At 59.5% G+C, this 19,852-nt stretch carries 16 protein-coding genes; 4 read left to right on the plus strand and 12 right to left on the minus strand.

Annotated features, from left to right (window positions below; genetic code table 11):
• Nucleotides 1–97 precede the first annotated feature (97 nt).
• Entirely contained in the window at nucleotides 98–1,114 is a 1,017-nt protein-coding gene (locus tag ACYZTK_RS01995; RefSeq protein ID WP_462014998.1) for an AraC family transcriptional regulator, read from the minus strand.
• Between the two features lie 227 nt (nucleotides 1,115–1,341).
• Nucleotides 1,342–2,685: a CDP-diacylglycerol--serine O-phosphatidyltransferase gene (gene pssA, locus ACYZTK_RS02000; RefSeq protein WP_462012884.1), complete on the minus strand. Its 1,344-nt coding sequence runs from the start codon at nucleotides 2,683–2,685 to the stop codon at nucleotides 1,342–1,344.
• A 226-nt stretch (nucleotides 2,686–2,911) separates the two neighbouring features.
• Here pssA and ACYZTK_RS02005 point away from each other — a divergent pair, with 226 nt between their 5' ends.
• Entirely contained in the window at nucleotides 2,912–4,255 is a 1,344-nt protein-coding gene (locus ACYZTK_RS02005; protein WP_462012885.1) for a cation:proton antiporter, read from the plus strand.
• Between the two features lie 115 nt (nucleotides 4,256–4,370).
• Here ACYZTK_RS02005 and ACYZTK_RS02010 read toward each other — a convergent pair whose 3' ends face one another.
• The 4 genes from ACYZTK_RS02010 to ACYZTK_RS02025 form a co-directional block, all read right to left on the minus strand.
• Nucleotides 4,371–4,907 (minus strand): hypothetical protein, encoded by a 537-nt coding sequence (locus ACYZTK_RS02010; protein ID WP_462012886.1) that lies wholly within the window; start codon nucleotides 4,905–4,907, stop codon nucleotides 4,371–4,373.
• 102 nt (nucleotides 4,908–5,009) lie between these two features.
• Nucleotides 5,010–6,932, minus strand: coding sequence for a hybrid sensor histidine kinase/response regulator (locus ACYZTK_RS02015; protein WP_462012887.1), 1,923 nt, complete (start codon nucleotides 6,930–6,932; stop codon nucleotides 5,010–5,012).
• Nucleotides 6,933–7,008: 76 nt separating this feature from the next.
• Entirely contained in the window at nucleotides 7,009–9,288 is a 2,280-nt protein-coding gene (locus ACYZTK_RS02020) for an ATP-dependent DNA helicase (RefSeq protein ID WP_462012888.1), read from the minus strand.
• Nucleotides 9,285–10,967: a VRR-NUC domain-containing protein gene (locus ACYZTK_RS02025; RefSeq protein WP_462012889.1), complete on the minus strand. Its 1,683-nt coding sequence runs from the start codon at nucleotides 10,965–10,967 to the stop codon at nucleotides 9,285–9,287. Before ACYZTK_RS02025 ends, ACYZTK_RS02020 begins: the two co-directional genes overlap by 4 nt.
• 149 nt (nucleotides 10,968–11,116) lie before the next feature.
• Between ACYZTK_RS02025 and ACYZTK_RS02030 the strand changes: the two genes are divergently transcribed.
• The gene (locus ACYZTK_RS02030; RefSeq protein ID WP_462012890.1) at nucleotides 11,117–11,341 is read left to right on the plus strand and encodes a YgdI/YgdR family lipoprotein; all 225 of its coding nucleotides are present in this window, start codon (nucleotides 11,117–11,119) and stop codon (nucleotides 11,339–11,341) included.
• Between the two features lie 79 nt (nucleotides 11,342–11,420).
• Here ACYZTK_RS02030 and ACYZTK_RS02035 read toward each other — a convergent pair whose 3' ends face one another.
• The 5 genes from ACYZTK_RS02035 to ACYZTK_RS02055 all read right to left on the minus strand — a co-directional run bounded on the left by ACYZTK_RS02035 (nucleotide 11,421) and on the right by ACYZTK_RS02055 (nucleotide 15,820).
• On the minus strand, nucleotides 11,421–11,873 hold the full coding sequence (locus tag ACYZTK_RS02035) for a hypothetical protein (RefSeq protein WP_462012891.1): 453 nt from the start codon (nucleotides 11,871–11,873) through the stop codon (nucleotides 11,421–11,423).
• 152 nt (nucleotides 11,874–12,025) lie between these two features.
• Nucleotides 12,026–13,123 carry a polyamine ABC transporter substrate-binding protein gene (locus ACYZTK_RS02040; RefSeq protein ID WP_462012892.1) on the minus strand — a complete coding sequence of 366 codons (1,098 nt, stop codon included), beginning with the start codon at nucleotides 13,121–13,123 and terminating at the stop codon, nucleotides 12,026–12,028.
• Nucleotides 13,124–13,178: 55 nt separating this feature from the next.
• Nucleotides 13,179–13,520, minus strand: a complete 342-nt coding sequence (locus ACYZTK_RS02045; RefSeq protein WP_462012893.1) for a cupin domain-containing protein — start codon at nucleotides 13,518–13,520, stop codon at nucleotides 13,179–13,181.
• A gap of 28 nt (nucleotides 13,521–13,548) precedes the next feature.
• On the minus strand, nucleotides 13,549–14,955 hold the full coding sequence (locus tag ACYZTK_RS02050; protein ID WP_462012894.1) for an NAD(P)/FAD-dependent oxidoreductase: 1,407 nt from the start codon (nucleotides 14,953–14,955) through the stop codon (nucleotides 13,549–13,551).
• Nucleotides 14,956–15,004: 49 nt separating this feature from the next.
• Nucleotides 15,005–15,820: an AraC family transcriptional regulator gene (locus ACYZTK_RS02055; protein ID WP_462012895.1), complete on the minus strand. Its 816-nt coding sequence runs from the start codon at nucleotides 15,818–15,820 to the stop codon at nucleotides 15,005–15,007.
• A gap of 257 nt (nucleotides 15,821–16,077) precedes the next feature.
• Here ACYZTK_RS02055 and ACYZTK_RS02060 point away from each other — a divergent pair, with 257 nt between their 5' ends.
• A complete protein-coding gene (locus tag ACYZTK_RS02060; RefSeq protein ID WP_462014999.1) occupies nucleotides 16,078–16,350 on the plus strand; it encodes a DUF1652 domain-containing protein in 273 nt (90 codons plus the stop codon).
• A gap of 55 nt (nucleotides 16,351–16,405) precedes the next feature.
• Here the strand turns inward: ACYZTK_RS02060 and ACYZTK_RS02065 are convergent, their stop codons facing one another.
• Nucleotides 16,406–18,880, minus strand: a complete 2,475-nt coding sequence (locus ACYZTK_RS02065) for a UvrD-helicase domain-containing protein (RefSeq protein WP_462012896.1) — start codon at nucleotides 18,878–18,880, stop codon at nucleotides 16,406–16,408.
• A gap of 233 nt (nucleotides 18,881–19,113) precedes the next feature.
• On the opposite strand from ACYZTK_RS02065, the gene ACYZTK_RS02070 reads away from it, so the two are divergent.
• Nucleotides 19,114–19,809 carry a pirin family protein gene (locus tag ACYZTK_RS02070; protein ID WP_462012897.1) on the plus strand — a complete coding sequence of 232 codons (696 nt, stop codon included), beginning with the start codon at nucleotides 19,114–19,116 and terminating at the stop codon, nucleotides 19,807–19,809.
• Nucleotides 19,810–19,852 lie beyond the last annotated feature (43 nt).

The raw sequence follows: 19,852 nt of genomic DNA on the forward strand, positions 1-19,852 counted from the left end.
ACTCCTACAGAGGCGGTGCATATTTCGAGACAGACACCAACCCTGTAGGAGTGAGCCTGCTCGCGAAGGGGTCAGCCCAGTCACCACAGAATCCTGATCAATCAGCCTCATTCAAGATAAGACTGCGGTAATGCCCAGGATTGGACCCTGACCACTTGCGAAACGCCTTATAGAATGAGCTGGCATCCGCAAACCCAAGGCGCGTCGCAATCTCGGCAAAGCTGATCGCCGGTTCCGCCAGCCAGACGATCGCCAGCTCCTTGCGCACGCTGTCCTTGAGCGCCTGATAAGTCTGCCCTTCCTCCGCCAGGCGCCGGCGCAAGGTCGAGGCCGACATGCACAGTTGCTGCGCCAGCGCCTCGGTTTCCGGCCAGTCCTGGGCCGGCAGTTGCCGCAAATCGTGCTTGATCCGGCTCGCCAGGCTCTGCGGGTCGCGGTATTTCACCAGGATATTGGCCGGCGCATGGGCCAGGAAGCGCTTGAGCTCCTCAGGGCTGCGCCGGATCGGTACGTCCAGGCAGTCGGCAGCAAAAATCATGCGGGTGCGGGGGCGGTCGAACCGCAGGTTGTCGGAAAACATCACCTGGTAGTCATCCTGGAAATTCGGCGCCGGGCAACGCAGTTCAATCGCCAGGATCGGTATCCGTCGCCCGGCCAGCCAGCAGGCAACGCCGTGCACGATCATCCAATAGGTGAAATACGTGAACGCACGCTTGGCGGGCTGGTCATCCTCGGTCAGCACGATTTCCGCCAGGCTCTGCTGGCGCACCAGCTGCGCTGGCAGGTGTTCGAACATCAGCGACAGGAAATCCAACCCACTGGTGAGCCCCGCCACCAGGCTGGGCTGGGCCATGGCGCTGCGACAGAGAAATTCGAAACTGCCGGACCTGAGTGGACGCGGGTCCATGCCAAAAAATTCATCGTCGCCGCGCCGGGCCAGCAGCCGCCACAACCGCGCATAGGCCGTCGCCGGCACCCGTGCAGTGGCGGTGCCGAGCAACGCTGGATCGATGCCTACCTTGTCCAGCACTTCTGCTGTGGCAGCGCCGGGGGCGCAGCTTTGCAACAGGGCTTCGCGCACCAGTTGGATGGAGATGGTGTCTTTTTCCGACATTGGGCGGTGCGAGTCCTGATCATGAGTGGTGGGCATGTTAGCTCGGGAAGATCAAAAGATCGCAGCCTTCGGCAGCTCCTACGGTTTGGGATGCATTTCCCCGTTGGAGCTGCCGAAGGCTGCGATCTTTTGATCTGTTCAGCTTACGCTCAGGTAATTGTCGAATTGGGTTGCGGCGGCGGTTGGGCGAGCCTCATCGCGAGCAGGCTCACTCCTACAGGGGGGTATTAGAGGATCCGGTACAGCAACCGTTCAATGCGCACTCGACTCACTCGCTTGAGAAACTTGGCCACCGCGGCGGGGTATTCCAGCAGCGTTTCCAGGTCCTGATAGCGGCCAATACGTGTGGTGTGTTGGAAAATCTGTCCTAGCTCGACCCGGCGTGGTTCCAGCAGCTCGCCCTTGGGATCATCGATCAGCAAGGCGTTTTCCAGATCAAGACGGAAGGCCCGCGGGTTCAGGTTATTGCCGGTGAGCAAGGTGTAACGCTGATCGACCCACATGCCCTTGAGGTGGTAGGTGTTGTCGCCGTCCTTCCACAGGTGCAGGTTTAACTGGCCGCTGTCGATAAAGCGTTGATGGCGTTTGGCGAAACGACGCAGGCTGATCTCGTACAAGTACGGCAACGCCGCAATCACCCTGAACGGCTCGCTGGGTGGAATGTAGAAATCGTTGGCAGTCTTGTCGCCGACCACGATGTCGATCTTCACACCCCGCGCCAATGCCCGGTTGATTTCCCGGGTCACGGCCAGCGGCAGGTTGAAATACGGCGTGCAGATGGTCAACTGCTGCTGGGTGCTGGCGATCAACTCGCAGATCACCCGGCTCAGCGGATTGTTCTTGCCCACGCCCAGCAGCGGGCTCACCGAAAGCCCAGTTTTGTCCGTGGTGCCGCTGGTGGTGTCATAGGCCGCGTGCTTGAGGCGACTGCGCAAGTCGCCGATGTCGTTACGCAAGCTGCGGGTGGTCGGCAGATTGGGCAGGTCCAGGCGGTTCACCGCCTTGGAGGCGATCAGCCCGTGCTGCACCAGGTGCTGCATCGAGTCGGCCAGGTCACGGTTGTGCAGCAGGTGATAGCGGTCGTAGCGGTACTTGTCGAATTTATGCAGGTAGACGTTGTTCAGACTGGCGCCGCTGTAGATCACGCAGTCATCGATCACAAACCCTTTCAGGTGCAACACGCCAAACAGCTCACGGCTCTGCACCGGCACGCCATACACCGGCACTTCGCTGGCATGGGTGCGGGTCGCTTCCTGGTACCACGCCGAGTTGCCAGGCTGCTTGCCAGCACCGATCAGGCCACGCTGGGCGCGCAGCCAATCGACGACCACCACCACGTCCAGTTCCGGACGCGCCAGTTTGGCGGCATGCAAGGCATCGAGGATTTCCTGGCCGGCTTCATCCTGCTGCAAGTACAGCGCGACGATGTAGATTCGGCGAGTGGCGCTGGCGATTTGCTCCAGCAGGCAGCGACGAAACTCGGCGGCGCCCGGGAGGATGGTGACGGCCTCGGCGGTCAGCGGGAAACTGCGCAGTTTGGGCAGCAGGGAGCGTTTGAAAAGCGACGGCATAGGGCTCGCAAAGGGTCGAATCCGAAGAACCCGAGAGCTTACACCATCGATTGCCTGTGTGGGAGCGGCCCGCCAGTGATGGGGGTGGGCCAGACACCACGTGGCGTGCGCATCGCCCGTATCAACTGGAAAAAATGAACCCGAGACCCTCCACCGGCTCCATACCTGTAGGGCACTCGATCATTCTGTGCGTGTTATCACGGCGACCCTCCTGCGGGACACAAACATGAGTTTTACGATATGGGTGGCCGTTCTCGGTGCGGTGCTGCTGACGCTGGCGTTGACCTCGTCATACCTGCGCTGGATGCCGGTCACTACCTCGGCCGTGTGTCTGGTGCTAGGCATCGCCATCGGCCCTACGGGTTTGGGCGTGCTGAAGCTCGACGTCGACGATGCCTCCGTCTGGATGGAACACCTGACTGAAGTTGCAGTGTTGTTTTCGCTGTTCGTCTGCGGCTTGAAACTGCGCGCGCCCTTTAAACAGAAAAACTGGCGGGTGGCGATTGGACTGGCCGGCCCGGTCATGATGCTGAGCATTGCTGGCGTCTGTTTGCTGCTGCATTTCGGTTTTCAGTTGCCGTGGGGCGTTTCAGTGCTGATTGGCTCGATCCTGGCTCCAACCGACCCGGTGCTGGCGTCATTGGTGCAGGTCAACGACGCCAGGGACGATGACAGCGTGCGGTTCGGCCTGTCCGGCGAAGCTGGCCTGAACGACGGAGTGGCTTTTCCGTTCGTGATTCTGGGTTTGCTCCTGCTGCAACAGGACGCCCACCCGGGGTGGCTTGGCGAGTGGGCCCTGGACCGGATGCTCTGGGCCGTGCCGGCGGGATTGCTGATCGGCTATTGGATGGGCCGCGGCATCGGCCGGCTGACCTTGTCCATGCGCATTGCCAACGAAGACAGCACCCTCTCCCCCAACGATTACCTGGCCCTGGCCCTGATCGCCCTGGCGTATGTCGGCGCCGAGTGGGTAAACGCCTACGGTTTCCTCTCGGTGTTCGCCGCCGGCCTGGGTTTGCGCCAGGAAGAGGTGAAATCCACCGGTGACGCCCCGGTTCCCGCCGAACATCTGGTGCAGCCGGTCGTGGGCCATCAGCACGTCGATCCGCAGCACGCGGTGCATGGGGACACCGACAATCTCGAAGACACCCAGGTGGCCGCCGGCATCATGATGGGCGACATGCTCGCTTTTGGCGGGCTGGTGGAGCGCGCCATGGAAGTGTTCCTGGTGACGTTGCTGGGCGTGGTGCTGGTCGCGCACTGGGACTGGCGAGCACTGCTGATCGGCGCGGTGCTGTTTCTGGTGATTCGACCGCTGAGTGTGCTCGCCATGCCTTGGGGCGGACTACTGGAGGGTCGGCAACGCCTGTTGATAGGCTGGTTCGGGATTCGCGGGATCGGCAGCCTGTACTACCTGTTCTACGCCTTGAACCACGGCCTGAGCCCGACCGTGGCGACGCTGTGCACCAATCTGACGTTGTCGGTTGTAGCACTGAGCATCCTTGCCCATGGCATCAGTACCCAGCCGATCCTTGCTCGGTACGAACAGCGCAAGAAGCGAAAAAATTGATTTTTGGGCAACGATTTCGGTAGAGCTCGCTGCTACAGGCAGGTATTCCTTGCCGCGATCTGCATGGCCCTATCTGCCGACTCATGCACGCCGCATGAATGCGGATAGCCCTGACTCATCCCCCGGGATTCGTCACCTGAATAAACACCGCATAACTCCCCAACAACACCCAAAACGTCGCAAAAATCCACGGAGTTCTAACCGAAAACAGCAAGGATTTGCGGTATCCCTTGTGCGTGGACTCCATCTCGGCAAACAAGGGCGACTCATCGTACGCCAGGCCCATCAACGGTTCACTGGCCAGCAGTTCGCTCTGCTTGAAATGCCAGTGATCGATGATGTCGTATGCCGCCCGAATGCCCGGCCAGGCATTCAGGGAGCTCAGTAATCCCAGAAGCGCCAGAAACGCTGGTACCACCAGGGTAAACAACTTGCCCCACTCAGGGTTCAGGTTGGCCATGCAGGACGCAAATGCGATTACCAGAAACGACTGCGCGGCCAGGTAGGCATCTGTGCGGTTGGCCAGGATGCTGGTTTCGTACTGAATTTCCCGCCGATAGAAATCCAGACGCTCCTTGGGTGAGCCGAACATCTTGGCATTGTGTTCGGTCAAGGCTTCTTCAGCCGGGGCTTCGGTGAGTATTCTGGGCACGGGTGTCACGCAGGGTAGTAAAAACGGTTAGAAGATCCGGCTGAGGACAAGTTCAGCCGGGTTTCAAGCCGGGCGCCAGTTACGGACCAACACCCTGCCCCGTTACTTCAGGGTCGAAGCGATGATCTCCACCAGGTTCAGTTGATTGAACGGTTTGGACAGCCGCGGCAGATTGGCTGCGAAACCTTCCAGCCGCTCGGCGTAACCAGTGGCGAGTACGATGGGCATCGCGGGGCTGATCACCTGGATGGCATGGGCCAGTTGCGCGCCGCTCATGTGCGGCATGGCCATGTCGGTAATCACCAGGTCGAACGCCTGGTCGCCGCTGAACAGTTCCAGCGCTTTCGCTCCCGAACTGGCACCAACGACTTTATGGCCGAGGTCTTCGAGCAGCAGGCAGGTACTGGTCAGGACCAGGCTGTCATCGTCCACCACCAGCACGCACAAGCGGGAAACCGGCGCGGGTGGCGCGCTATCGGCCAACGGTTGGCTGGTCCTGTCGGCGGAGGCCACCGGCAACCACAATTCGGCCGTGGTGCCCTTGTCCTTCTGGCTCTTGAGGATGAAACGGCCGCCCAACTGCTCGATAAACCCATGCACCATCGATAACCCCAGACCCGTGCCTTTACCCAGCCCTTTGGTGGTGAAGAACGGGTCCATCGCCGAGGCCAGCGTGGCGTCGTCCATGCCTTCGCCGGAGTCGACGACGCTCAGGCAGATATACCGCCCGGCTGCCAGGGACAAGGTAGATTTCGCATGGATCTCCACCGACTGGGCACTGATGAGGATTTTCCCGCCCTTGGGCATCGCATCCCGGGCATTGGTCACCAGGTTCATCACCGCCAGCTCAAGCTGGTTGAGGTCGGCCAGGGCAGGCTCAAGCCCTGGCGGGAACTGCGTTTCCAGGCGCACGGCCGGCCCCAGGGCGCTGCGCAGCAACCCGCTGATCCCCTGCACCATCTCCGGCACCTGCACGGCTTCGGTTTTCAGTTCCTGACGCCTGGCAAATGCGAGCATGCGCTGGGTCAGTGACACGCCCCGCAAGGCACCCTGGGTTGCGTTGTCCACCAGGCGGGTGATTCTCGGCTCGTTTTCCGCGCGCTTGCGAATGATCTCCAGGTTGCCAAGGATCACTGTCAGCAGGTTGTTGAAGTCGTGAGCGATACCGCCGCTGAGTTGGCCGATGGCCTGCATCTTCTGCGCCTGGAACAACGCCTCGCGGGTCTCTTCCAAGGCGCGCTGGGTATTGGTCGCCTCGGTGATGTCGCGAGTGATCTTGGCGAACCCCAGCAGGGTTCCGGTCTCGCCCCAGATCGGGTCGACCACCACATGCGCCATGAACTGCGTACCGTCTTTGCGCAGTCGCCAGGCCTTGTTTTCGAACCGGCCTTCGCGTATCGCGGTGTCCAGCGCCCGTTGCGGCTCACCGGCGGCGCGATCTTCGGGGGTATAGAACATCGAAAAGTGCTGGCCGACCACCTCTTCAGGCGTGTAGCCCTTGATGCGCTGGGCTCCGGTGTTCCAATTGGTCAGGCGACCCTGGGGGTCGAGCATGTAGATCGCGTAGTCGGTGACGCTCTGCACCAGCAGACGGAACTGTTGTTCGCTCTGCTTGAGGGTTTCCTCGGCCATCTTGCGGTCGGTGAGGTCGCGGGTAATCTTGGCGAAGCCGAGCAATTGGCCGTCAGCGTCGCGGATCGGATCGATCACCACATGGCACCAGAACCGTGAGCCGTCCTTGCGCACCCGCCAGCCTTCGCCCTCGAAGCGCCCTTCGCGTTTTGCCGTGTCCAGCGCGCGCTGAGGCATGCCGGCAAGCCGATCGGCCTCGGTGTAGAAACGCGAGAAATGCTGACCGAGGATCTCCGCCTCTTCATAACCCTTGAAGCGCTTGGCCCCGGCGTTCCAGCTGGCAATGATGCCGTCGGGATCAAGCATGTAGATCGCGTAATCGATCACCGCATCGATCAGCAAGCGTAAGCGCTTCTCCTCGATCGCGCCGGCCTTCCTCCGATCCTCGCTCATTCAACCCTCACGTGAATTTGGTTTTCGAGAGTATGGGACATGTGGCGAATTTGAAAAGCTGCAATGGTGATGGCAGCTATGGTCCAGTGAAACAGGGGGCCGGGTGCACTGCCCACCAGCTTGGCAGCAGCTGTTTGACCTTGCTGTCACCGAAGCGATCATCGATCAGCATGACGACGCCTTGATCCTGCTGAGTGCGAATCACGCGCCCCGCCGCCTGGACCACTTTCTGCACCCCGGGATACAGGTAAGTGTAGTCATACCCGGCACCAAAAATCGCCGACATCCGATGCTTCAACTGTTCGTTTACCGGGTTCAACTGCGCCAGGCCGAGGGTGGCAATGAACGCGCCGATCAGACGTGCACCCGGCAAGTCGATGCCCTCGCCAAACGCACCACCCAGCACTGCGAAACCGATGCCGCGGCTGTCGGGGGTGAACTGATCGAGAAAATCCTGGCGCTGCCCTTCCGCCATGCCACGGGATTGTGACCACAGCTTGATGTGGGGGTGGGTCTGTGCGAGCAACTGTGCGACCTGCTGCAGGTAGTCGAAGCTGCTGAAGAATGCGAGATAATTGCCGGGGCGTCCCTCGAACTGCCTGGCCATCAGCTCGACGATTGGCGCAAGTGACGCCTGGCGGTGGACAAAGCGAGTGGAGATCTGGCTGACGATATGCACTTGCAGCTGATCGGCATGAAACGGCGATTCGACATCGATCCACACGGTGTTCGGCGGCATGCCCAGCAGGTCGGCGTAGTAGTGCCGAGGGCTCAGCGTCGCGGAAAACAGCACGGTGCTGCGCGCCGCCGTCAGCCGCGGGCGAATGAAACCCGCAGGCACCACATTGCGCAGGCACAGGGTCGAGAGGTTGTGTTTGCGCTCCAGGTCGCGCTTGCTGATATCGAACAGGAACTGTTCATCAAACAGCTCGGCTACCCGACTGAATTGCAGCATGTCGAAGTAGAAGTTCTGCAGGGCGCTGTCCAGTCCCTGGGGATGCTCGTTCAGGTAGTCGCCAATGCTCGCGCTGCAGGAAAACAGCGCCTGCAGCAGCTTTTCCGGTGCCCGGTCGTAGGCCTGATAGGCGCCGAGTTGCTGATTGTGCAGGGCATTCCATTCGCGATGGACTTTGTGCAGCGACTTTTTCAACGGCTCGGGCGCCGTCTTGCGCACACTGTTCAACGTCGCTTGATCGAGGGTGGCGCTGTACATCTGGCGGCCACGTTCGACCAGGTTGTGCGCTTCGTCCACCAGCACCGCCACTCGCCAGGTGTTGGCCTGGGCCAGGCCGAACAGCAGCGCGCTGAAATCAAAATAGTAGTTGTAGTCAGCCACCACCACGTCAGCCCAGCGGGCCATTTCCTGGCTCAGGTAATAGGGGCAGACGTCGTGTTGCAGCGCTACTTCGCGCAGGGCTGCCTGATTCAGCAGGGACCACTCGCTGGCCGCTTGCCTGGCCGCCGGCAGGCGATCATAGAAGCCTTGCGCCAGAGGGCAGGACTCACCGTGGCAGGCCTTGTCGGGATGCTCGCACGCTTTGTCCCGGGCGATCATCTCCAGCACCCGCAGGGGCGGCGCATCCGCACTGTCGATGATCACCTGTGCCGCGTCGAGCGCCAGTTTGCGTCCGGGGGTCTTGGCGGTCAGGAAGAAGATCTTGTCCAGTTGCTGCGGCGCCAGCGCCTTGAGCATGGGGAACAGGGTGCCCACGGTCTTGCCAATGCCCGTAGGCGCCTGGGCCATCAGGCAACGACCGGTGCTGACGGCCTTGAATACCGACTCGGCCAGGTGCCGCTGTCCCGGCCGAAAGCCGGCGTGGGGAAATGCCAGGCCTTGGGCAGCAAGGTTGCGCGCCTGGCGATGGGCCATTTCCTGTTCGGCCCAGTGCAGGAACAGCTGGCAATGGTGCTCGAAGAACTGGGCCAACTCGGCTGCGCTGAAGCGCTCGACCAGGCAGGTTTCCTTTTCACTGACGATGTCGAAGTACACCAGCGCCAGGTTGATGTGCTGCAGGTCGGATTTCTCGCACATCAGCCAGCCATAGATCTTCGCCTGGGCCCAGTGCAACTGGCGGTGGTTGGCCGGCTGCTTGCTGAGGTCGCCGCGGTAGGTTTTGACTTCTTCCAGGCAGTTCTGCGCAGGATCGTAGCCGTCCGCCCTGCCCTTGACGCGCAGGGTTCGGTAATGCCCCTCAAGCGCAACTTCACTCTGGTATCCCTCGCTACGCCGGGAGGCCACGGTACGATGGCCGACGATGCCTTCCAGCGCAGTCGGCGACGGAGTGAAGCGCAGGTCAAGATCGCCGACTTTGGCGGTGAACTCGCATAACGCCCGCACTGCAATGCTGTAGCTCAAGCGCCCTGCTCCGCCCACTGCACGTAGCAGACGGCAATCGGCATCTGGTGCTCGTGGCAGAACTCCAGCCAGCGCAATTGGTTGTCCTGCAGGCGATCGCCGGGGCCTTTGACTTCGATCATGCGGTAGGTCTTGTCCTGCGGCCAGAACTGGATCAGGTCCGGCATGCCCGTGCGATTGGCCTTGATGTCCAGCAACAGCCGATTGAACCAGTGCTTGAGGTGTTCGGCCGGCAGGCATTCCAGCGCCTGGTCGAGCAGTTCCTCGCTCAAGGCGCCCCAGAATACGAACGGCGATTGCACTCCCCGTTTGCTGGCGTAGCGCTCGCGTATGGTCTGCGTGTAGCGACCGTCTTCCAGCTCCGCCAGGCACGCTGCGAACAGCTCGGCGCGACGGGAATGAAAGTCTTCGTAGAGCAGATCCGCCGGGCCGCGCTGGAACGGGTGGAAAAATGCCCCGGGCAAAGGGGCGAAAATGGCCGGCCAGCACAGCAGCCCGAACAGCGAATTGATCAGGCTGTTTTCCACGTAATGCACCGGTGCCGCTGCTTCGGCCAGATGCACCTGGACGTAGCGTTCTACCGACATTACCTGCGCTGATACAGAGGGATCGAGCCTTGGCAGCTGCAAGTCCAGGCGGAGCATTTTTCGTGGCGACGCGCGCTTCATCGGCGGCCCGCCGAGCTTGCGGCGCAGCCTGGGCAGTATCCTCAGCAGGTGTTGCGCTTCGGCGGCGCTCTCTGGCGAGTGCTGCGCATACAGGGCCAAATCGACAGCCAGCTGATATTCGGCGCAGCGCTCCAGCACGCGGATCAGCCTGACTCGCGCGCCGGGGTATGTGCAGTGGCGGTAAAGCGTCACTGCGTTGCTGAAATCGGCAATGCGTTCGCAGTGTTGGCCCATCTGGAACATCAACTTGCCACGGCGTCTTATCAGCCAGGGATTGGTCAGCACGAGACTGTTGATCTGCTCGACGATTTCCGTGAGTGCTTCGCCTGCCTCGAAACGCATCTGGCAGTCATGCAGGTACAGACAGGCGTCCACGTCTTCACGGGTGCGCAAGCCGCGGGACTCAGCGCAGATCTCGATTTTCTCGTAGGTAAAGATGCCAAGGTCGGCCAGGACGAACTCCGACCAGTCCTGATACAGATTGCCGAAAAACATCAGGCGCAGGCGATCGCACAGGTCCATGATGGTCAGGCTGAACAATCGATCTTTCAGGGCGGCACACCAGTGGCTGAAGCACTGCGGCTCGGGGTATTGCTCGATCAGGGCTGGCAGCCAATCGTTCTTCTTGCCCTTGGGCAGGTCAATGGCGGCGCCGAAACACTGCAATACTTCGGTTTTGAGCAGTACCGCGAATAGCGCTGCAATGGGCAACTGGTGTTGCTCGTCTATCCAGCCCAAGGTGATCAGGTGGGCGGCCGCATGGTTGATGTCGCCGATTTCCGCGTATTGCAATTTGCTGGCGCGAAAATGCAGGCCCTTGCGCATGACCAGCCGCACCAGTAGTGCGCGGGATTCGCGGGGCAGCTGGTTGAATTCGCCAATGAAACGCTGCTCCTCGTCGCTCAACACGTCCGCATACCGATGCTCAAGCCAATCAAGCACTTGCATGAAGTTGTTAAGGTAATAGAACGGATCGTCGAGGGGATTAGCAGTCACAGAAAAAGGCGCCATGGCAGAACGAGTACTGGTTATGCGTACAGATAACAGTTCTGGTCGGTCTGGCGCAAATAGAAAAAGATAAGCGGCTGGCGAACTTTCCAGCGATCTGCGGCACCAACGGCGATAGAGATACGCCGTTTTTTCAAATTCGAGAGGTGAATATGAACATCAAAACCCTGAGTCTGCCGCTGGCTGTTGCGGCCCTTCTGGCGCTGGCGGGTTGCTCGACCGCCACGGTGGTGACCTTGCAGAACGGCACTCAATATCTGACCAAGGACATGCCGAAGACCGAAACCAAGGATGGTTTTTATGAATTTGAGGATATTTCGGGGTCGAAGGTGAAAGTCCGGGCTGATGAAGTCGCTACGGTCCGTGAGGAAGATTGATGAGCGGCAGGGGAGCAAATTAAACGATTATGTTTAAGTTTGCTCTCTGGCGCCGATCCTACTCATGAGTTGCGGTGAGTTAAACCCCTTTCAGGGTATCCGAGATCTCAAATACCACTTGAATTTCGTATTCTATATTGCCCCGCGGGATCGTTTTGAAATCGGCCGAACCTATAAGCGTCCTGGTTGGGATGTGATTTTGCAGTAAGACGTGTCCCGAATTGGCGGCATGGTGCCCACCGTCATTCGCAATATCTACAAACACCGCTATGTCGGCTGAACCAATGGCGTAGGTACCGCTAGTCGGCTCATTACCAGGAAATCTGAGATAAATTCTATAAGCATTATCCGGTCCGGGCACAGACATCTGGGCAAACACCTGCGTATACCCACCGACAACGGACCTGATTACTTGATGGGCGCTGAACTCAACTACTTGAGAATCATGTAAATAAGTTATTGTACCCGTCATGCTGCCAGTAGCGAGCGAACCAGAAGACTCCGCGGAAGGTGGTGAAACGTCATTACTCATCGCTAGTTCCTTTTAATAATCTCCAGCAGTGAGATCTGCTGGCAATGGGAGTGATTATTAAACAGGAAAAGTGCGCGCAAATAACCTGTCAAAGTTGACAGGTTATTTGTGTTGGGCGCGATAACAATGGCCACGGAATAATGAAATATCGCTCAACTCCCCGTCCGGATCTTGTTCCACACCCGCGTGCGAATCCGGTCGATGTTCAACGGCATAGCCTCCAGCGCAAACAATTTGCCCATCATCTCGGCACTCGGGTACACCTTGGTGTCGTTCTTGATCGCCGGATCAATCAGGCTGTCCGCCTGCTCATTGCCATTGGCGTAGTGTACGTGGTTACTGATGCTGGCCATCACGTCCGGACGCAGCAGGTAGTTCATAAAGGCGTAGCCGGCCTTCTCGTCCGGCGCGTCCACGGGCATGGCGACCATATCGAACCAGATCGCTGCGCCTTCCTTGGGAATCGCATAGCCGATCTCGACGCCATTGTTGGCCTCCCTGGCGCGGTTCTCCGCCTGCAGGATGTCCCCGGAGAAGCCGACCGCCACGCAGATGTCGCCGTTGGCCAGGTCGCTGGTGTATTTGGACGAGTGGAAATAGCTGACGTAAGGCCGCACCTTGATCAGCAGCGCTTCGGCTTTTTTATAGTCTTCCGGATTTTTACTGTGGTGCGGCAGGCCGAGGTAATTGAGGGCTGCTGGCAGCAGCTCAGGGCCATTATCCAGAATAGCCACGCCGCACTTCTGCAGCTTTTCCATGTACTCGGGCTTGAAGATCAAGTCCCAGGAATCCACCGGGGCATTGTCGCCCAGCACCTCCTTGACCTTGGCGATGTTATAGCCGATGCCGGTACTGCCCCATAGATAGGGAAATCCGTGTTCATTGCCCGGATCGTTGGTCTGCAGCGCCTTGAGTAGCACTGGATTGAGATTCTTCCAGTTCGGCAGCTGGCTCTTGTCGAGTTTTTTCAGTGCCCCGCCCTGAATCTGCCGAGCCATGAAATGGTTGGACGGAAACACCACGTCGTACCCGGATTTGCCGGTCATCAACTTGCCATCGAGGGTTTCGTTGCTGTCGTATACGTCATAGGTAAAGCCGATGCCGGTTTCTTTCTGGAAGTTCTTCGTGGTGTCGGGCGCAATGTACTCGGACCAGTTGTAGATCTTCACGGTCTCGGCCGCCTGGCTGAGCGACGCGATCAGTGCAAGGGGGGCCAGGGTCAGGGTCAGGGTCAGGGTCTTTCGGAGCATGAGTCGATTCCTGTTTGGGTTGTTGTTTTTGGCAGGCAATCAAAAGATCAAAAAATTAGAAAATCAGAACGTAAGTCTTGCGCACGGTTTCCTGGATATCCCAGATACCGAGGCTGTTGGCTGGCAACATCAGTGCATCGCCGGCTTCTATGTGCAGTGTTTCGCCATCATCCGGGGTGAAGGTGCAGCGACCCTGAATAAAGTGGCAGAACTCCTGGGCAACGATCTGTCGGCGCCAGCGGCCCGGGGTGCATTCCCAGACGCCGGTTTCAACCCCGTCGTCGCGCTCGACGCTGGTGGTCGAGGCCACCGCCACTGGCGTGCCGAGCGGCACGGCGACCGGGTTCGACTCTTCGAGGACCAGGATTGCAGTGTTCTTGAATTGCGTAATGCTCATGGGAGTACCTGTCGATGAATAACGCTGTTCAGTGCATGAAACTTTCCATGAAACCCGCCACGCCACTGGCCAGCTTGCGCCGCCAGGGCGCAGTCGCCGGGTTGGCCAGGGTCTGGTCTTCGTTGACGAAGCTGCGGATGATCGCGTTGTAGCCCAGCCAGCGGCAGGGCTCCGGCTCCCAGGCCCGCAATGCATTAAGCCCGGCTTGGGGCATCACCCATGGCTGGTGGACCAGCTCGGTGTCGCGTTGCAGGATCAGGTCGGCCAGGGTGCGACCGCCCAGGTTGCTGGCGCCCACACCTTCCCCGCCGTAACCGCCAGATAGGGCGATGCCGCTGGAGCGGTCGCACAACATGTGCGGCTGGAACCGCCGGGACATGCCCAGGTTGCCGCCCCAACCGTGGGTGATCTGCACATTTTTCAGCTGCGGGAACAGTTCACCGAACAGGTAGCGGCGCAACTGCACTTCGCTGGAAGTCAGGTCGAAGTTGTGGCGCAGCTTGCCGGCGAACTGATAACCGCCACGCGCGCCAAACACCAGGCGATTGTCGGCGGTGCGCTGGCCGTAAGTGACCTGGCGGCTGCTTTCACTGAATGCCTGGCCGCGACTGAGGCCGATTTCGTTCCAGGTCGCAGCGGACAGTGGTTCGGTGGCGACGATCAGGCTTTGCACCGGCAACTGATAACGTCCCAGCGGCGGCAAGGTGACGGAGTAGCCTTCTACGGCAGGCACGATCCAGCGGCTGCGCACCAGGGCCTTGTCCGTACGCAGTGATCCTGACTGCCAATGGGTCACCGGACTGTTTTCGTAGATCCTGACGCCCATGCGTTCAACGGTACGGGCCAGCCCCCGGACCAACTTGGCCGGGTGAATGGTGGCCACGTGGGGCGCATAGATGCCGCCATAGGGCTTGGCCACGCGGATTTGCTGAGCCAACTGCTCGGGACTGAGCCAGCGATAATCCTTTTCGGTGAGCCCTTGCTGATAAAGGCCGTCCAGATAGCGCCGTAAGCTGGTTTCCTGCTCCGGATAACGTGCAGCACAATAGAGCGCGCCTCCCTTGCGGTAATCGCAGTCGATACCTTCGCGTTCGAGGACGATCTCCACTTCATCAGGAATACTGTGCAGCAGATCGAATGAAGCACGCCGCTGCACCGGCGACAGGTCTGCCAGCAGCCGATCCTCACCCAACAGGTTGCCCATCAACCAGCCACCGTTGCGCCCCGAGGCGCCAAAACCGGCGGTTTGCGCCTCGATGATGGCGATATTCAGGCCGGGGGCCTGGCGCTTCAGGTAGTACGCGGTCCACAACCCGGTATAGCCGGCGCCAATGATCGCGACGTCGACATCCAGGTCTTGCTCCAGCGCCGCACGCGCTGTCAAAGGATCATCAAGCTGATCCATCCATAAACTAATAGTGCGCCACGCTGGCATGCAGGACTCCGCCACTCAAACTTCGATGACGTGATCCTAGTGCGTGACCTCAATGGCTGTCTTGCGCGCGTGCACGCAAAGAAATTTGTTTGACGTAGGCCTTGGGCGACAGCCCGGTGTGCTGGCGGAAACAGCTGTAGAACGCCGATAACGAATTGAAACCGGCGGCAAACGCCAGCTCGTCAATGCGCAGCGGTGGCGTGGCGCGGTCCAGTGCCGCCAGCAGATGCTGCAAGCGTGCCTGGTTGACGTAACGATAGAAGCTCTGGCCGAGCACCTGGTTCAACAGGTAGGAAATCTGGTTGCGGCTGTACCCGCACTCCTTCGCCACCCGCTGCAAATCCAACTCCGGGTCCAGGTAGGGTTGCTGGCGCTGGAAATACTGTTGCAGGTCATCGGCCATGAAGCTCAACTGACGTGGCGACAGGCCGAGTCGACTCACGGCTGGCCGGTTGCTGCTGGCCGCCTTGCTTGCTGCCAGTTCGTGCACCAGGGAGGCGTATTCGTTGACCCGCCAGATCAAGCCGTCGCGCACGGTGATCGCCTCGCTGGCCCGAAACGACACCAGGCCCTCGCCGCCGCGCAGGGTAATGCGGTACTGGATGAACGCGGTGTTGCCGTCCAGGCGGATCCGGTCTGAATGTTCCAGCGCTTCGTCCGGGTCTCGGGGCATGCTGCTGCGCACGTACTCGCGCAGTTCTCCCAGCCCCATCACCCGGTTCTGGAAGAAATCGCTGTACTGGACGTCCGGGTGGTACAGGGCCATGACCCCGTCCAGGTCCCGGTGCTTCCAGCGCAAGTGGTAACGCATGACCGTCTCGGCCGTTACCTGGGTTTGCAGCGGTCCGTCATCATCGGGGTGCATAAGGGACTCAATGAAAAAAACCGAGCTTGCCCAAGTTCTGGTTGTGCATCAATGGCGATCTTGCGAACTCGCGCCGACAACCCCCCAACGTGATCCACATCAAAAAAATGCCAACCAATCGCCAAACGGTTTGAAAAAACCACAAGATTTTCACACACGGATGCTACTTTTAGAGGCAGTCAAAGGTTGAGCCAGTGAAGGCTCTTCCCTCCTACCATGAGCTAATGGAAGCGCTCGATGAAGAAGGCGGGCAACATATGAATAAAGGCTTCAGCAAGGTCACTTTCCCAAACGCCTGCCAGCTGATGCGCTGGCATTTTCATCCCATGGGATTCGAGGCGAGCATGGACGCGCCGGGCAGCATGATTGCCCGTCTGTTTGATCGAGTCAGTGGCGAGACCATGATCGCCATTGCCGGTATCCCCTGCGCCACGGTTATGAATGCCGCCGATGTGGAGCGCATAATCGAAGCCGTCGAGGATGAGCTGGAAGCTTTCATTCCACCTGCGTCTTTCAGGAGTTACGCCTGAAAGCAGATCCTGACTAAAAAGCCCACAGCATGTGGGCTTTTTAACGGCTGCCAGATCACGCCGGTGTTTTGCCGGTCCGGTGATCGGCGAAAAACGCCTTGCCTTTGCCTACCCGGTCGGACGCTTTGGGCAAGTTGGCCGCCTGAGTGTCATGGGCATCGACGTACCAATAACAATGGCTCACTGCCCGGGTAATGCCGACGTAGGCCAGGCGCAGAATTTCGTCTTTCTGCGCGTTGTCGTAGGCCTCGTTGTCGCCCGCCTTGCCCAAACCGGCCATGTGGTAGACCTGGTTTTTGTAGGGTGAACTGGTCAAATGTTGACAATCGCCCAGCAGGAATACGGCATCCGCCTGCAGCCCCTTGGCGCTGTGGTAAGTCAATTGCTTCAACCGACGAGACTCGTAAGGCAAGCTAGAATCAGCATTAACTACAGACTGAATATGCTGTTCTATCAATAGCTTATCGCTACTTTTTCGATACAACATCAAGATTGAATCGCCCTGCCGGTAGTGCTCCATCAACCGATTGGCCATGCCCTGATCGTCCCGATCCAGCACGTTGACCGGCAATAGTTCCCTGGATTCACCGCTGGCCTTGGCCTTCTTGCCGGCAATGGCCGGAGCCGCCCGCACAATGTGCTCGGCAGCGTCGATGATGTATTGATGGCTGCGATAGTTGTCGCTGAGCATCACCTTGGTGCTGCTTGGCGACGGAAATTCCTTGTTGAACTCCATGAAGTAAGTTGGCGAACTGCCACGCCAGCCGTAGATGGACTGCCAGTCATCCCCTACGCAGAGCAACGACGAGCGCTGCGCACCCCGCCCGACATGCATGGCTGGCCCGCGGCTGCGGATCTCGGCCAGCGTGGCACGGATCCAGGAGACGATCTGCGGAGAAACGTCCTGGAATTCGTCGATCATCAGGTGCGCCATCGGCCGCAGCAGTTCGTTGCTGAGCAGCTTGAGGTTCTCGGGCGAATGCTCGCTGAACAGCGCAAACATGCGGTTATAGGTCATGATCGGCGGTTTCTGGTCCAGCAGATGATCTTCCAGCGCCCGCCAATAAAGGCTCAGTGCTTCGAAGAAAAACCGGTCCGGGTCATCCTTGGCAAAGCTCATCTGGCCCACGGCTGTCGGTACATCGAGGCCGAGGTTTTCAACAAATCCAGCGGCGGCGACGAAACAGTCGAGCAGCGGCGCAGAGGCCAGCTCACCTTTTACCTTGTAGTCGAAGTCCGGCCCGGCGCTGGCATCACCGGCAAGGGATGCGAGCACACGCTTGGATGAATCGTAGGTATCGAGCCAAATCAGTGGCTTACGGCAGAAAGCTTGAAACAGGGTGCGCTTTACCGCCCATTCCGCGCGCACGGACAGCTTCGAACCTGGACGACTCAGCTGGGCATTTTCCTTCGGGTCGAAGCCCAGCACTACCCAGGCGTCCAGCGTGGGGATGTAGCCATGACAATGGAAGGTCGAACCATTGATATCGAACGTCTGGCGTTTGGGCTCGATGCCCTTGATCGGCCACGCACCTGCACGCAACCACAGGTCTTCGATTGCATCGCTCAGTTCTTCGTCACGATTGGCCGCCAGCTGGGTTACCGCAACCCGTTTTTGCACGTCCGGGTGATCGCGCTCCAGCTCTTTAAGCTGCAAGGCATGGCGCGACAGCGGGGTTATCAGGTCACGAAATCGTGCATCGCTGGTGTGCAGGCTGTGATAGCAGGCATTCAGCTGCTGACGCTGCGCGTCGTTGATGCGCAGGTCAAACGGGTTGCTGTCGGCGTCCTCGTCCTGATGGGTTGCGCGCAGGCTAAGGTTTTCGAAAGCTTGCAGTCGTTCAAAGCCTGGCAGGCTGCGCACCAGAGGGAGGATGCGCGAGTGGAAGGTGCGCACCAGGTCCCGCGCCTCTTTCAGGCTCAATACTCGACCCCAGAGTGCAAACAGCTCGATCAGCTTATTAATGAAATCCTTGCGTGACTCCCGGGTAAAGGTCACCACAGTCATGGAATCCAGTTCGAAACCCAGGTAGTGCGTCAACAACAGTATCCGCAGCACCAGGGTCGTCGACTTGCCAGCCCCGGCGCCAGCAATCACCGAGGTCGACGGTGTGTCGCTGAAGATCATCTTCCACTGCGCCACGCTGGGCTGGGCATGGGCCGGCAACAGCCGCGCAACATCGGCCTTCATGCGTTTCTTGAGCTCTGCGTTCAGGGGCAGGCGCCAGTCGTCGAACAGGTACTCATCGACATTCGGTGGGCGATGCTCGGTGCTGCGCGAGTCGCGGATAAGCAAAACCTGCCTGCCCTCCTCTAGACCTTCAAGCTTGCCCTCCCTGTAGCCGTAGTCCACGCCTGCGCTATGCCCGCTGCGGAAGCCGTCCGCCTGCCCGTGCAGCCAGGATGCCCGGTGCTGGGCACGCAGGCGTATCAGCCCGTGGCCGAAGAACCGGGCCGCCAGGCGTTTGAGCAACGGCAGGTCAGCCAGGGGACGCAGTTCAGGTGGCAGATCGGGGGTGTGTTGCGGCACTCGGATGGACTCCAGGCTGTGAGGGACGCTATGGTGGCTTTATTTGGCCTTCAGTTCTAGCTAAATGCTTGCGGGTCATCGGCTTAGGCGATGAACTGAAGCTTGAGTGAGAGGACATGCCCCCCGTTAAACATCAAGTTATTCGATATTAATGACGGACTTTTTACGCTTTTTATCGATGATTGCCTGATACATGATGATTGCCATCAATCACCTTGTTTGCGGAGACGATCATGCTCGAACTCAGACCCTTCAGCTCCCTGGGCGGCGCCCACCACGGCTGGTTGGATGCGCATCACCACTTTTCGTTCGCCGAGTACCACGATCCCAAGCGCATGAACTGGGGCAACCTGCGAGTCTGGAACGACGACGTGATTGCCGCCGGCACCGGATTTCCCAAGCACCCGCACCGCGACATGGAGATCATTACCTACGTCCGCGAAGGCGCGATCACTCACGAAGACAACCTTGGGAATAAAGGCCGCACCGAAGCCGGTGACGTCCAGGTCATGAGCGCCGGCACCGGGATCGCCCACAGCGAATACAATCTGGAAGCCACCGAAACGCGGATTTTCCAGATCTGGATCATCCCGAATGAGGCTGGATCGGCGCCGTCCTGGGGTGCCAAACCGTTTCCGAAAGGCCAACGCGAAGGTTTCGTGACCCTGGCCAGCGGCAAGGCCGGTGACGACCAGAGCCTGCGGATTCGCGCCGATGCGCGCCTGGTGGCAGCGAACCTCAAAGCAGGGGAAACCGCCGAGTATCGCCTGGACGGTGGCCGTCGGGCTTATCTGGTACCGGCAACCGGACGTATAGAAGTCAATGGTTTGCAAGCACAAGCTCGAGACGGGGTTGCGATTGCGGATGAGCAGCTGCTTCGCGTTACGGCTATTGAAGACAGTGAAGTGGTGCTGGTAGACCTGGCTTGATCGGGTAAATGCCAGGCAAAAAAAGGGACGCCCAGCAATGGTC

It is taken from the genome of Pseudomonas sp. LB3P31, from assembly GCF_054897945.1.

Bases quoted from the DNA above. Each gene is read 5' to 3' on its own strand.
- ACYZTK_RS02025 (WP_462012889.1), bottom strand. From the start codon at position 10,967: ATGGCGCCTTTTTCTGTGACTGCTAATCCCCTCGACGATCCGTTCTAT.
- ACYZTK_RS01995 (WP_462014998.1), bottom strand. From the start codon at position 1,114: ATGTCGGAAAAAGACACCATCTCCATCCAACTGGTGCGCGAAGCCCTG.
- ACYZTK_RS02015 (WP_462012887.1), bottom strand. From the start codon at position 6,932: ATGAGCGAGGATCGGAGGAAGGCCGGCGCGATCGAGGAGAAGCGCTTA.
- pssA (WP_462012884.1), bottom strand. From the start codon at position 2,685: ATGCCGTCGCTTTTCAAACGCTCCCTGCTGCCCAAACTGCGCAGTTTC.
- ACYZTK_RS02030 (WP_462012890.1), top strand. From the start codon at position 11,117: ATGAACATCAAAACCCTGAGTCTGCCGCTGGCTGTTGCGGCCCTTCTG.
- ACYZTK_RS02045 (WP_462012893.1), bottom strand. From the start codon at position 13,520: ATGAGCATTACGCAATTCAAGAACACTGCAATCCTGGTCCTCGAAGAG.
- ACYZTK_RS02035 (WP_462012891.1), bottom strand. From the start codon at position 11,873: ATGAGTAATGACGTTTCACCACCTTCCGCGGAGTCTTCTGGTTCGCTC.
- ACYZTK_RS02050 (WP_462012894.1), bottom strand. From the start codon at position 14,955: ATGCCAGCGTGGCGCACTATTAGTTTATGGATGGATCAGCTTGATGAT.
- ACYZTK_RS02055 (WP_462012895.1), bottom strand. From the start codon at position 15,820: ATGCACCCCGATGATGACGGACCGCTGCAAACCCAGGTAACGGCCGAG.
- ACYZTK_RS02005 (WP_462012885.1), top strand. From the start codon at position 2,912: ATGAGTTTTACGATATGGGTGGCCGTTCTCGGTGCGGTGCTGCTGACG.
- ACYZTK_RS02040 (WP_462012892.1), bottom strand. From the start codon at position 13,123: ATGCTCCGAAAGACCCTGACCCTGACCCTGACCCTGGCCCCCCTTGCA.
- ACYZTK_RS02070 (WP_462012897.1), top strand. From the start codon at position 19,114: ATGCTCGAACTCAGACCCTTCAGCTCCCTGGGCGGCGCCCACCACGGC.
- ACYZTK_RS02060 (WP_462014999.1), top strand. From the start codon at position 16,078: ATGAATAAAGGCTTCAGCAAGGTCACTTTCCCAAACGCCTGCCAGCTG.